General features: G+C 65.3%; 11 protein-coding genes. 4 read left to right on the forward strand and 7 right to left on the reverse strand.

What is annotated here, in order from left to right; all coding sequences use genetic code 11:
- Positions 1 to 6: 6 nt before the first annotated feature.
- From glgA to menD, 4 genes are all read right to left on the reverse strand, one after another.
- Complete coding sequence (gene glgA, locus ACXMDM_RS10090; protein ID WP_071801625.1) at positions 7 to 1,521, reverse strand: glycogen synthase GlgA; 1,515 nt, start codon at positions 1,519 to 1,521, stop codon at positions 7 to 9.
- A gap of 60 nt (positions 1,522 to 1,581) precedes the next feature.
- On the reverse strand, positions 1,582 to 2,172 hold the full coding sequence (locus tag ACXMDM_RS10095; protein ID WP_499569536.1) for a L,D-transpeptidase: 591 nt from the start codon (positions 2,170 to 2,172) through the stop codon (positions 1,582 to 1,584).
- Between the two features lie 77 nt (positions 2,173 to 2,249).
- A complete protein-coding gene (menB, locus tag ACXMDM_RS10100) occupies positions 2,250 to 3,131 on the reverse strand; it encodes a 1,4-dihydroxy-2-naphthoyl-CoA synthase (protein WP_071801626.1) in 882 nt (293 codons plus the stop codon).
- A 22-nt stretch (positions 3,132 to 3,153) separates the two neighbouring features.
- Positions 3,154 to 4,914, reverse strand: a complete 1,761-nt coding sequence (gene menD, locus ACXMDM_RS10105; RefSeq protein WP_259722716.1) for a 2-succinyl-5-enolpyruvyl-6-hydroxy-3-cyclohexene-1-carboxylic-acid synthase — start codon at positions 4,912 to 4,914, stop codon at positions 3,154 to 3,156.
- Between the two features lie 72 nt (positions 4,915 to 4,986).
- Between menD and lepB the strand changes: the two genes are divergently transcribed.
- Positions 4,987 to 5,613: a signal peptidase I gene (gene lepB, locus ACXMDM_RS10110; RefSeq protein ID WP_071801627.1), complete on the forward strand. Its 627-nt coding sequence runs from the start codon at positions 4,987 to 4,989 to the stop codon at positions 5,611 to 5,613.
- A gap of 31 nt (positions 5,614 to 5,644) precedes the next feature.
- A complete protein-coding gene (locus tag ACXMDM_RS10115; RefSeq protein WP_071802301.1) occupies positions 5,645 to 5,992 on the forward strand; it encodes a DUF760 domain-containing protein in 348 nt (115 codons plus the stop codon).
- A 10-nt stretch (positions 5,993 to 6,002) separates the two neighbouring features.
- On the opposite strand, the gene ACXMDM_RS10120 is transcribed toward ACXMDM_RS10115, so the two are convergent.
- The 3 genes from ACXMDM_RS10120 to ACXMDM_RS10130 all read right to left on the reverse strand — a co-directional run bounded on the left by ACXMDM_RS10120 (position 6,003) and on the right by ACXMDM_RS10130 (position 10,096).
- A complete protein-coding gene (locus ACXMDM_RS10120; RefSeq protein WP_071801628.1) occupies positions 6,003 to 7,169 on the reverse strand; it encodes a DUF4336 domain-containing protein in 1,167 nt (388 codons plus the stop codon).
- Between the two features lie 240 nt (positions 7,170 to 7,409).
- The gene (psbA, locus tag ACXMDM_RS10125; RefSeq protein ID WP_071801629.1) at positions 7,410 to 8,474 is read right to left on the reverse strand and encodes a photosystem II q(b) protein; all 1,065 of its coding nucleotides are present in this window, start codon (positions 8,472 to 8,474) and stop codon (positions 7,410 to 7,412) included.
- A gap of 134 nt (positions 8,475 to 8,608) precedes the next feature.
- Positions 8,609 to 10,096 carry a YcjF family protein gene (locus ACXMDM_RS10130; RefSeq protein WP_071801630.1) on the reverse strand — a complete coding sequence of 496 codons (1,488 nt, stop codon included), beginning with the start codon at positions 10,094 to 10,096 and terminating at the stop codon, positions 8,609 to 8,611.
- Positions 10,097 to 10,259: 163 nt separating this feature from the next.
- Between ACXMDM_RS10130 and ACXMDM_RS10135 the strand changes: the two genes are divergently transcribed.
- Both ACXMDM_RS10135 and ACXMDM_RS10140 read left to right on the forward strand, forming a co-directional pair.
- On the forward strand, positions 10,260 to 11,099 hold the full coding sequence (locus ACXMDM_RS10135; RefSeq protein WP_083544568.1) for a cation diffusion facilitator family transporter: 840 nt from the start codon (positions 10,260 to 10,262) through the stop codon (positions 11,097 to 11,099).
- Positions 11,092 to 11,598, forward strand: coding sequence for a hypothetical protein (locus tag ACXMDM_RS10140; RefSeq protein WP_071801632.1), 507 nt, complete (start codon positions 11,092 to 11,094; stop codon positions 11,596 to 11,598). The genes ACXMDM_RS10135 and ACXMDM_RS10140 overlap by 8 nt, the downstream gene beginning before the upstream one ends.
- The last annotated feature ends 28 nt before the right edge of the window (positions 11,599 to 11,626 follow it).

The following is an 11,626-nucleotide window of genomic DNA, read 5'->3' on the forward strand; positions in this document are numbered from 1 at the left end:
GTTTGCTCAGCCAGGCCCACGGCGCAGCAACTGGGCCAGGGGGTTCCTGGCTGGCGGGTTGGTTGCCGGAGGGCTGCCCAGCAGACTCGGATCGTCGGATTGGCCCCGGGAGAGCTCCTCGATCTCGGCCGCTGACGGGGTTGCTTCTTTCACGCCGCGCACGTCCTTGTACAGGGCGTCGTAGGCCAGGGCGGAACGCTGCCAGCTGCTGTCGAAGGCCATGGCCCGCTGCTGCAGCTCCTGCCAGCTTTGGGGATGCCGCCAGGCTTCCCAGGCCCGCACAATCGCGGTGTAGAAATCGATCGGCTCGTAACGATCGAAGCAGAAGCCGGTGCCGCTGTGCCCGGCCGGGGAGTGTGGAGTCACGGTGTCCACCAGCCCCCCGACGTTGCGGACCACCGGGATGCAGCCGTAGCGCATCGCCAACAGCTGGCTGATTCCGCAGGGTTCAAAGCGGCTGGGCATCAGGAACACGTCGGCGCCGGCGTAGATCAGCCGCGCCAGCAGGTCGTCGTAGGTGAGGAAGACGGAAAAACGGCCTGGGTGGCGGGAGGCCATCTGCCACAGGCCCGCTTCGTAGCCGCGATCACCGGTGCCCAGCACGACGATCTGGCTGTCGGTGTAGGCCAGGACGCGCTCCGCCACCTGTAGCAGCAGATCCACGCCCTTCTGGTCGACCAGGCGGGTGACCATCCCCATCAAGAAGCTGCCGGGATTGGCGCTCAGGCCCATCCGCTCCTGCAGGATCGCCTTGTTGCCCGCCCGGGGGGCGAGGTTACTGGCCGAAAAACGGGCCGGCAGGGTGCTGTCGCTGGCGGGATCCCAGTCCTTGGTGTCGATGCCGTTGAGGATGCCCCGCAACTTGCCGCTCAGGAAGTTCAGCAAGCCATCGAGTCCTTCGCCGTAGTCCGGTGTGCGGATCTCCTGGGCATAGGTGGGCGAGACGGCATTGATCCGGTCGGCATAGATCAGAGCCACCGCCATGGTGCTGTCCCCCTGCATGTACCAGGGGCACCAGGTCATGCGCTCCAGCTTCCAACGCCAGGGCCCCTGGTATTGCAGGTTGTGGATCGTGAAGACGGTGCTGATCTCCGGGTCCTGGTGCATCCAGGCAGGCAACATGCCTGTGTGCCAGTCATGGCAGTGCAGCACCTCTGGCTTCCAGTGGTTCCAGCAGAATTCGGCGCTGGCGTTGGCGAAGAAGGTGAAGCGCCAATCTTCGTCGTCGCCGCCGTAGATGCGCTCTGGATTGAAGACCGGATGGCCGACCAGATAAAGCGGCAAGCCGTGGCTGGGGTGGCGCGTTTCGTAGATCGCAAAGTCGTTGTCCATGGCCCGACCGCGCCAGATGGGCTCTGGCGGGATCGGCAACTGGCTCCAGAGTTTGCCGTAGCCCGGCAGGATCAACCGGACGTCATGGCCGAGGGCGGCGAGGGCTGGCGGCAGGGCGCCCACCACATCGCCCATGCCCCCGACCTTGACCATCGGAGCGCACTCGGCGGCGGCGAACAGCACGCGCATGGGAGGTTGCTCAGGTGGGCCGAACTCTACGGGGAGCCTTACGCGCAGCCAGCGGTCTTGTCAGGGCAGGACCGTCACCATCGTTCCCACCTCAACCAACTGGAAGAGGTCTTGCACATTCTCATCGAGCAGGCGCACGCAACCGTGGGACACGGCCTGGCCGACGCTGACCCGCTGGGGGGTTCCATGGAAACCGACGGTGACGCAGCCCTTCACCTCCAGGTGTTGCTGGCCGTTGAAACCACTGCGTCCCTGGCAATCCCGCAAAAACCCGATCCAGCGGCTGCCCAGGGGGTTGTTCGGTCCCGCCGGTACCACCTGGCCGGTGGCCGGGTGCTCCCACTCAGGGTTGGCACGCATTTCGATCACCTCAAAGCGACCGAGGGGCGTTTCCCAGCCGGGCATTCCCACGGCCACCGGAAAGCGGCGCAGTTCCCGACCGTTTTCAAGGACCAACAGCTGGCGCTGGGCGCGGAAGAGCACCAGGGAGCTGGTGGGCGCTGGGCTGGGTAGGGCTGGGCTAGGAGTGAGCGGGCTCGACGGGGCGGGGCTGGACAAGGTCCATTTCAGTCGGCTGGCAGCTTCTGCAGAAGCCGGTGCAACGACAAGCAAACCGCAGGTGAGCAGGGAGGCGAACCGGGCGGCCAGCACAGAAACAATCAAATCCGGTAGGTCTTGAGATTAATCAATCCCTGGTCTCCTGGGAATGTCCACCAGCTGACGTTGCCTCAGGGCAGCCAGGCTTGATCGGAGAAATCCGGATCCCTTTTTTGCAGAAAGGCATCGCGACCCTCCTGGGCTTCGGCTGTTCGGTAGAAGAGATGGGTGGCCTGACCGGCCAGTTCCTGCAAGCCCGCCATGCCGTCGGTTTCGGCATTGAAAGCGGCCTTGAGGCAGCGGATCGCCGTTGGGCTCTGGCGCAGCACGTCGCGGGCCCAGCGCACCCCTTCGGCCTCCAGCTCGGCCAGCGGCACCACCGCGTTAACCAGACCCATGGCCAGCGCCTCCTCGGCGTTGTACTGGCGGCCAAGGAACCAGATCTCCCGGGCCTTGCGCTGCCCCACCACGCGGGCCAGATAACTCGCCCCGAAGCCGCCGTCGAAGCTGCCCACCCGCGGGCCGCTCTGGCCGAAGACGGCGTTCTCGGCCGCCAGGCTGAGGTCACAGAGCAGGTGCAGCACCTGGCCGCCACCGATCGCGTAGCCAGCCACCAGGGCAATCACCACCTTCGGCAGTGATCGGATCAATCGCTGCAGATCCAGCACGTTGAGGCGGGGCAGGCCGGAGCTATCGAGATAGCCGCCATCGCCGCGCACGCTCTGGTCACCGCCGGAGCAGAAGGCGTAGCCGCCATCGGCGGCCGGCCCAGCACCGGTGAACAGCACCACACCGATGGCTGGGTTGTCGCGCACGCGCGAGAAAGCGTCGCAGAGCTCCTGAACGGTGCGGGGGCGGAAGGCGTTGCGCTTGGCCGGGCGGTTGATCGTGATCCGGGCGATGCCGGCCTGCCGGCTCAGCTCAAACAGGATGTCCTCGTAGTCGCCTGCCGGCAGCCACTCCTCGCACTGGCGACCCGTGCTGGATGGGGCCGGGTTGGGATCGGCGCTCATCGGGCCTGAAGCAAGGTCGCCCTCATTCTGTGGCGTGACCGCCACTGGCTCGCAACAGTTCTCGCAGCTGGGCATCGGCCCGGCGATCGGTGCGCAGCTCCAGCAGGGCGAGCTGTTCTCCCTCACTCCAGTGCAGGGCTGCCGCCAGGTCGTCGAGCCGCTCCACCCGCCGGGATGGCACGCCATGGGCCGCCGCCAGGGCCCGGTGATCAAGGCGCTGGGGCATGGCGAACAGGCGCTCAAAATCGACGGTGCCTGTTTCGGGCTTGGTGCGAATCGGCAATTGCTCGAAGATGCCGCCGCCGCCGTTATCGATCAACACCACGGTGAGTTGCCCCGTCAACTGCTGACCCCACAACCAGCCGTTGCTGTCATGCAGCAAGGCCAGGTCGCCACAGACCAAGACCAGTTGTCCCAGGCTCTCGGCCAGTCCAGCCGCCAGCGACAGGGTGCCGTCGATGCCGGAGGCGCCGCGGAAGCCATAGAAGGGCCGGGCTGGGCCCCTTGGATCGGCAAAGCTCTCCCAGTCGCGCACGGGGCTGCTGCTGGCCAGCATCACCGGCCGATCGGCCGGCAGCAGCAGGCTCAGGGCCCGGGCCAGGGCTGGTTCGCTCGGCGCTCCGCTGGCCGGCAGGTTGTGATCAAGCAGCGCCTGGCAGGTGGCCTCCCGCTGCCGCCAGCGCTGCTGCAGGGCCGTGCTGGCTGGGGCGGGCTGCCCTCGCCAGATGGCGTCGCTCTGGCTCTGGCACCAGTGGGCCAAGCCCAGTCCATCGCTTGATGTCGCCGTTCCCAGCGGATCCTGGTTGCGGGGATCGGCTTCGCAGATCAGCAGCTGATGGCCCCCCAAGCCAGCCAACCACTGCTGAAGGCGCCTGCTGGAGGGCGTGGGACCGAGGCGCAGCACCTGGGCGGCCGCCAGTTCTAACGGCGCCGCCTCCAGCAACAGGTCGTAGCCCGCGAAGCAGACCAGATCCGATTGGCCCCGCAGCCCGGAGAGCCCGTCAGCCAGCAGGGGCCAGCCACTGCGCTGCTGCCAGTGGCGCAGGGCGGCAAGGAACGCCGGCCAATCAGCCGGCGTTCCGCGCCACGGTCCGGCCACGATTAGTCCAGGTTGATCGGGATCCAGGCCGGACAGCGCCGAATCCAGGCCCGTTAGCGCGCCATCCGGCCTGGCCACGACTTCTGCCGAGGAAGCAGCTGGCAGCCAGAGGGCGGCCAGGCGCTGCAGGGTGCCGGCGTCGGCGTGCAGGGGTTCTTCGAACGGAAGGTTGAGATGGACCGGTCCGGCTGGATAGCCCAGGGCGGATCGCCAGGCACGCTCGGCCATCGCTTCGAGGGCTGCCGCTCCCATGGCCGCCAGGCCGGTGGCCTCGGCTTCGCCGACCCAGCGACAGCTGGGCCGCAGGAAGTCTTCCTGGTTGACGGTCTGGTTGGCGCCGCATCCCTTGCGGTGAGCGGGTCGGTCGGCGCTCAGAAGCAACAGAGGGATCGCGCCGTGGTCAGCTTCCACCACCGCTGGCAGCAGGTTGGCGACGGCGGTGCCCGACGTGGTGATCACGGCCGCTGGGACTCCATCGGCCCGGCTCAGCCCGAGTGCGAAGAAGGCGGCGGAGCGTTCATCGATGCCGGTCTGCAGGCTCAGGCGCGGACCCGCCAGCATCCCGGCCGCCACAGCCAGGGCTGCAGACCGGCTGCCGGGACAGAGCACCAGGCGCCGCAGTCCAAGCCGCTGCAGGCCTTGCAGCAGGATCAGAGAAGCCTCAAGGTTCCCGGCTGCGCTCACCCTGGCCCGCACCTGTTCAGGATGGGGTGATCATGCCCACTTGCGGGGCTTTCCTCCGGTTCGGACCCTGAAATGAGCGCCCCAGCACCGGACCTCGCCCCAGCGCCTGCTCCTGCCACTGGCCCAGGGGGCCAACCGAACACCCGGCCCTGGCTTGGCCTTTTGCTCTGGGTTCTGCTGGCGGTGACGCTGCGCTGGGCGGTGATCGAACCCCGCTGGATTCCCTCGGGCTCGATGCTGCCGACCCTGCAGCTGAACGATCGGATCCTGGTGGAGAAGGTTCGGCCCCATCTGCCAGCCCCCCTGCCGGTAGGAACCATCGTGGTATTCAGGCCGCCAGACCCCTTGCTCGAAGCCGGCTACGACCCCAAAGCCGCCCTCATCAAGCGGGTGGTCGGCGGGGCAGGTGATCGGATCGAAGTGCGTGGCGGCGCGTTGATCCGCAATGGGACCCCCGTAGTTGAGACCTGGCGCCAGGTGCCGATCGCTTACGACCTACCGCCGCTGGTGGTGCCCCCGGGACATCTGATGGTCTTGGGGGACAACCGCAATGCCAGCCTCGATTCCCACCTCTGGGGTCCGCTTCCTGCTGATCACGTGATCGGCACGGCCGTGTTGCGCTACTGGCCCCTCAACCAGCTCGGACCGATACGGTTCTCACCCCTGCCGGCAGGAGGGGAGGCCGACGGCCTGCGGTAGGGTGAAAGCCGTGATGCAGAGCACACCGGAGATGTTCAACCCGGAGTTCCTGACCACTGACAGTGAAGCGATCAACAGTAATTTGTTGATTCAGTATTTGCAGGAACAATCCCCGGACGTGCTGCAGCGGGTAGCCCGTTCGGCCAGTGGCGATATCCAAGACATCATCCGCCACAACGTGCAAGGCCTGCTTGGGATGATCCCCAGCGAGCAGTTCGAGGTGAAGATTCAAGCCAGCCGGGATAATCTGGCTGGATTGCTCGCTTCGGCGATGATGACCGGTTACTTCCTGCGCCAAATGGAGCAGCGGATGGAGCTCGAAACCACCCTGTTCGGCGAAGGGGGCAGTGATGCCGATCCCGGCGAACTGAAGCTCTGAGGGGCTGGTCCTAGTTCTGAACAGACCTGGGGATGATTCTCCAGCGCAGCAAGTTGTTGTCCAGGCCAGCTAAGAACCGCCAGGACCCTTCCGAGCAGGCCCAATCACGTGTTTCGAGTTCGCCAGCAAAGTTACAGAGATCTTGGCTGGTGCAGTGGACCGGGGCCGTGTAGTGGGCGGGAATGATCCAGGCCAGGGAGTCGATCCCCGCCAGCTCACGGATCCAGCCCAACAGAAGCTCCTTGGATCGGGGAAAGACCAGCCTCTCCAGCACTGGGGCGATCTGCAGATGGGGTTGGCCCCCGCGAAGCAACGCCTCGAAGTCGGCCTCCCAGCCAGGCAGCCAGCGAAACGGATAGATCCCGAAATAAGCCTCGGCCTGCCGTACGCCGACTCGGCAGGACAGAGCCAACGCCTCTGCCAAAGGCAAAACCTGTAGGAACTCCGGCCGGAAATAGGACGCGAACAGGACCATGCGCCACCAGCCCCGTCGCCGCCGTTCGGCTGTGTCCTGGAGTTGTTCATCACCCCTCTCCCGTGCGTGAAACAGCAGGGGCCTTGGATCAGCGTCAAACAGCTGCGGTGGATCAGGGGCAATAGCCACGAGCGCATCGGTTACGAGCAGGGCGCCACTGCTGCGGTGGAACACGGCAACCTCCAAGAAGGTGCCGATGCCCAAATTCACAGGACCCAGGGGGTGCCAGGACAGTGCATCGCCATGGGGCACGCCGTCCTCAAATAACACCCGTGTGCGATCCGCCGGGAAACCCAGCCAGTCCAGGGGCAAAGAGAGTGGGAAGCTCCACTGCTTGGGACTGACCCAGACCTGGGCACGGGGGAAAGCCCTGGCCATGGCCGGTACCGGCAGCTTGTGCTCCAGCCCGGAGCTGGTCGGCAGCACGATCGTGACCACCGGACCGTGGCGAGCCTCAAGGCTCCGAAGTTCCTGGATCACTTCAGCGGTGGCAGCAACCGGGGCGTAGAGGAGCAGGCCTTCGCGCAGCCGCACCACCGTCATCCGGATCGGCACGGCCACATAGAACAGCCCCTGCAGCTGCTCGAAACCCCACACCAGGCCTGGAACCAGCTCCCGCACCAAGGTGCGCCGTCGGCCGTAGGGATAAAGCGGCAGCAGAGGCCACCAGGGCCAGCGCTGGTCGGCGACCGCATCACTCACTTGCCATCACTCACGCTGTTCTCACTCGCCCTGACTGAAACCACTGACGAAATGCTTGAGGCCCGCGAGGAGTAAGGCCGCTGGGCCATTCAGTCATGGGGGAGATCGTCAGCCCAACGCAACGTTGCTGTGAGATGAAGAGATTGTGCGACCCTATCAAAAAGCCCCCTCCAGGGAGGGGGCTAAATGGTGGCAGTGAACACCTGAGAAAGCCGGCAAAAGGCCTGAACGAATAACGGATCAGCCGATCAGAGCCACGGGCCTGGATTCGCTCAGGGCCAGATCAAGCGGGAAGTTGTGGGCGTTGCGTTCGTGCATCACCTCGAAACCGAGGTTGGCGCGGTTGAGCACGTCGGCCCAGGTGTTCAACACCCGGCCCTGGGAATCGAGCACCGACTGGTTGAAGTTGAAGCCGTTGAGGTTGAAGGCCATCGTGCTGACGCCCAGGGACGTGAACCAGATCCCCACCACCGGCCAGGCGGCGAGCAGGAAGTGCAGGCTGCGGCTGTTGTTGAAGGAGGCGTACTGGAAGATCAGGCGGCCGAAATAACCGTGGGCCGCCACGATGTTGTAGGTCTCCTCTTCCTGGCCGAACTTGTAGCCGTAATTCAGGCTCTCGCTTTCGGTGGTTTCCCGTACCAGCGAACTGGTGACAAGCGAACCGTGCATGGCCGAGAACAGCGAACCGCCAAACACACCGATCACACCGAGCATGTGAAAGGGGTGCATCAGGATGTTGTGCTCCGCCTGGAAGACCAGCATGAAGTTGAAGGTGCCTGAGATGCCAAGGGGCATGGCGTCAGAAAACGAACCCTGGCCGAAGGGATAGATCAGGAAGACGGCGAAGGCGGCCGAAAGCGGCGCGCTGTAGGCGACAAAGATCCAGGGACGCATGCCCAGCCGGTAGCTGAGCTCCCACTGACGGCCCATGTAGGCCGAAATACCGATCAGGAAGTGGAAAATGATCAGCTGGTAAGGACCGCCGTTGTAAAGCCACTCATCGAGGCTGGCGGCTTCCCAGATCGGGTAGAAGTGCAGGCCGATGGCGTTACTGGAGGGAACGACAGCACCGGAGATGATGTTGTTGCCGTACATCAAAGAGCCCGCCACAGGCTCACGGATGCCGTCGATGTCGACAGGCGGCGCGGCAATGAAAGCAATGATGAAGCAGCTCGTGGCTGCCAGGAGGCAGGGAATCATCAGCACACCGAACCAGCCCACGTAGAGGCGGTTGTCGGTGGAGGTGACCCACTGACAGAACCTTTCCCAAGAGGCGGAACGTCCGCTGCGAACAGCCGTTGTCATTGGAGGAATGAGGACGAAGATGAATGACAGGCTAGTCATCAAGACTTTGGCCTCTGGGATCACTCCATGATTCGTGTCGCCTGGAAAATAATGTTCATGAACATGTTCATCAAGTGTTCATGAAGATGGATGAATCAAGCCGGTAGCTGGCGCTGATCCAGGCCTGGACTGTTTCCCCTGGAGCCAGGACCGGAGAGCACCCAGTCCTTGGCCTGGCGCAGGAACGCCGGCCAATCGAGTTGTTCTGCTGCTGCAGCTTTGGCCACGAGCAGGGGGGCCTGCAGGCGCAGCTGCTGAAGATCGGCCTGGGGCACGCCGCTGCTGAGGGCCAGCACATCGGCCATCGCGTGGGCCACCACCCGGGTGAGGTAGGCGGCACTGAGCGCCTGGAGCGCGCCGCTCACCAACCAGGTGGAAGCCTCCAGTCGCATCAAGGCCATCAAACCCTGGCTGCTCCACTCGGCGACGCCCAGGGCCAGGGCGGCCTTGGCCAGCTCCATGGCGGCGTCGCGCAGTTGATCGGCATCCCAGGGGCAGTTCCAGAGGCGGGCCATCTCCCGCAGCATCAGGCCGTTGGCAGCGGCCAGCACCAACAGATCCAGGCTGGGCAGCGGGGCGATGAGCACGGCGCCTGCCACGGTCCACTGGGTGCGCTGCAGCAGCGGCCGCAAGGCTTGCCGCCGCAGAGCCTCAAGTTCGGTTTGCCAGGCGTCATGCAGCGAGGCAAGGCAGCGCCGGTCGGTGTCGATCAGGCGCTGCCGCCCACCGCCATGCAGCACGGGTTGGAGTGGCGCGGTTGCTTGGCCCAGTCCCTCGGCCTCGCCCTGCCAGAACAGCAGCCGCTCGCCCAAAGGCTCGGGCAGTTGGGAGCGGAGTTCTAGCTCCAGGTCTTGGAGGGATTGCGCCGCCGACGGCTGGGCGTCCACCAGCAACCAGACCGCTTGCTGCTGCGGCAGGCTGCCCAGCCAGCGCAGGTCGGCGCCCCGCAGGGGTGGCGTCAGGCCGTAGAGCAGCAGGTCGCACTGCTCAAGGGCTTGGGGCCACTGCCAGTCGGGGCTGGTGGAGGGAAGGGGATGGCCCCAGTGCAGGGTCAGGGGCAGGGCGCCGCGCAGGGCTGCCAGCAGGGCCGGTTGCATCGAAGCGGGCGGCGGGGTTAACCCCACCACGCCCAGCTCGAGATTGGTCCGTTGCTGCCGCTGCCGCAGCAGCTCCAGCTGCTGGATGCGCTTCTCCTGGGCCAGGGCTCTGGCCTCGCCGGTCAGCCCGCCTGCAACGGCCAGCTTGTCGAACTGAAGCAGCAGGGCGTCACAGCGGCTGTACCAGCCCTCCAGGGATGTCGGCAATTTGGGGCTGACAGGACGCCGTGGGCGGCTCAACCACCACCAGCCCCCTGTCATCGCCGCTGCGGCGAGGGCGGTGGGCAGGGGCAAATGCAGGGCGTCGCCGAGAACCCAGCCTCCCGCCAACAGCGCCCCGGCTGGAAGAGCCAGGCGGCGCAGCCCAGTGGCCGCGATCGGCAGCCAGGGGATACCCCTGGGATCAGGGACCATGGGATTGGGCAAAGGGATTGGGCAAAACAGTCGGGCAGCGGCGCCGGTGGCGGCTCCGGCTGAGGTGAGCATCTCTAGCTCAGCTCAACCAATCATCCCAGAGCCTCCATAAATTAGATGGGAAGCCTCCGCTGGAAACGTCATCCCGTCCCAAGCCGCTCGGGCCGCCCTCGGCAGTGACAACCGGGGGCCCGTTCAGAGGGTTCTGCTGATCGCCCTGGCGGTGAACATCGCCATGAGTCTGCTGAAACTGGCGGTCGGCCTGCTGAGCGGCTCCCTGGCCCTGCTGGCCGATGCGATGCACAGCGCCACCGATGGCCTCTCCAGCCTGTTGGGTCTGATCGCCAACGGTCTGTCCGATCCCAGGCCAGACCGTGACCATCCTTACGGACACCATAAATATGAAGGCGTCGGTGCCTTGGCGATCGCGGCATTCATCCTGTTTGCCGCCTTCGAAATCCTCCAAACCGCAGCCCAACGCCTGATCAATGGCATTGGTCCGCTGCGCATCACCCCCGTTGAGCTGGGCCTGGTTCTGCTGGCGCTCTGCGGCAATCTGGCGCTGGCGTTCTACGAACGACGGGAGGGTCAGCGGCTACAGAGCCGTCTGCTGCTGGCCGATGCCATGCACACCACCAGCGACATCTGGACCACCGCGATGGTGTTGGTCGGCCTCAGTGGCGCGCTCTGGCTGGGTCTGAACTGGCTGGATCTGGCGGTGGCGGTCCCATTGGCCCTGCTGCTTGTGCGGGCCTGCTGGCAGGTGTTGCGCAGCAACTTGCCCTGGCTGGTGGATCAGATCGCCATCGCGCCAGAAGCGATCCACTCGGTGGCTATGGCGGTGCCAGGAGTGCTCAACTGCCATGACATCGCCAGCCGAGGCGTGATTGGTCAGCAGGTGTTCATCGACATGCACATGGTGGTGGCGGCCAACGATCTACCCACCGCCCATCGGGTCACGGAACTGGTCGAAGAGCACCTGGAGGCTCGCTTCGGCCCGGTGCGCTGCACCATTCACCTCGAGCCCAGGGAATATGCCAGTGCCGAGATCACCTTCCGTGGCACCCATGGTTGAGCTGACGCGGGAGCTGGGCCTGTCTCTGACGCTCCGGCAGGCTGACCTGCTGGAATCTCAGTGGCAGCAGCAACAGCAGCAACAGCATTGGCATGGCCAGCTGCCGGTATTGGTGCTGAATCGCTGTTGGTTGCGGCTCGCTGTTGTGCCACTCGAAACCCTGACCACGGTTCTGCCCCCAGACAGCACGGCGGCAGCTCCGGAGTTGGTGCGCTTCCGGACCCTGCGGCAGCAAGGGGTGGAGTCTGTACTGGCGGAATCACTGTGTTGGCAGGAATTTGGCCAACAGGCCTGCCAACAAGCCCTGCAGCGTTATTGGCAGGCCCAGGACGACGGCCGTCACGGTTGGACGCTGGCTGACTACCTGGCCTTCCTGGCCACCTATCGAGGGCTGTTTGAGCGTCCGGGCGATCGGCCCTTGCCCCTGCTGGTGCTCGCGCGCGGGCGGCCGAGGGAGTCACACCAGCTGCACTGGATGGCCGGGAGAGGGAACGCCTGATGGGGCAAACTTGCCCTGGATTGAAGGG

This window comes from Synechococcus sp. CS-603 (genome assembly GCF_977929215.1).

What these genes read in the sequence shown, in the direction of transcription:
- ACXMDM_RS10115 (WP_071802301.1), top strand. Translation starts at nt 5,645, where the DNA reads ATGTTCAACCCGGAGTTCCTGACCACTGACAGTGAAGCGATCAACAGT.
- ACXMDM_RS10135 (WP_083544568.1), top strand. Translation starts at nt 10,260, where the DNA reads ATGAGTCTGCTGAAACTGGCGGTCGGCCTGCTGAGCGGCTCCCTGGCC.
- psbA (WP_071801629.1), bottom strand. Translation starts at nt 8,474, where the DNA reads ATGACAACGGCTGTTCGCAGCGGACGTTCCGCCTCTTGGGAAAGGTTC.
- lepB (WP_071801627.1), top strand. Translation starts at nt 4,987, where the DNA reads ATGAGCGCCCCAGCACCGGACCTCGCCCCAGCGCCTGCTCCTGCCACT.
- ACXMDM_RS10130 (WP_071801630.1), bottom strand. Translation starts at nt 10,096, where the DNA reads ATGCTCACCTCAGCCGGAGCCGCCACCGGCGCCGCTGCCCGACTGTTT.
- glgA (WP_071801625.1), bottom strand. Translation starts at nt 1,521, where the DNA reads ATGCGCGTGCTGTTCGCCGCCGCCGAGTGCGCTCCGATGGTCAAGGTC.
- menB (WP_071801626.1), bottom strand. Translation starts at nt 3,131, where the DNA reads ATGAGCGCCGATCCCAACCCGGCCCCATCCAGCACGGGTCGCCAGTGC.
- ACXMDM_RS10140 (WP_071801632.1), top strand. Translation starts at nt 11,092, where the DNA reads ATGGTTGAGCTGACGCGGGAGCTGGGCCTGTCTCTGACGCTCCGGCAG.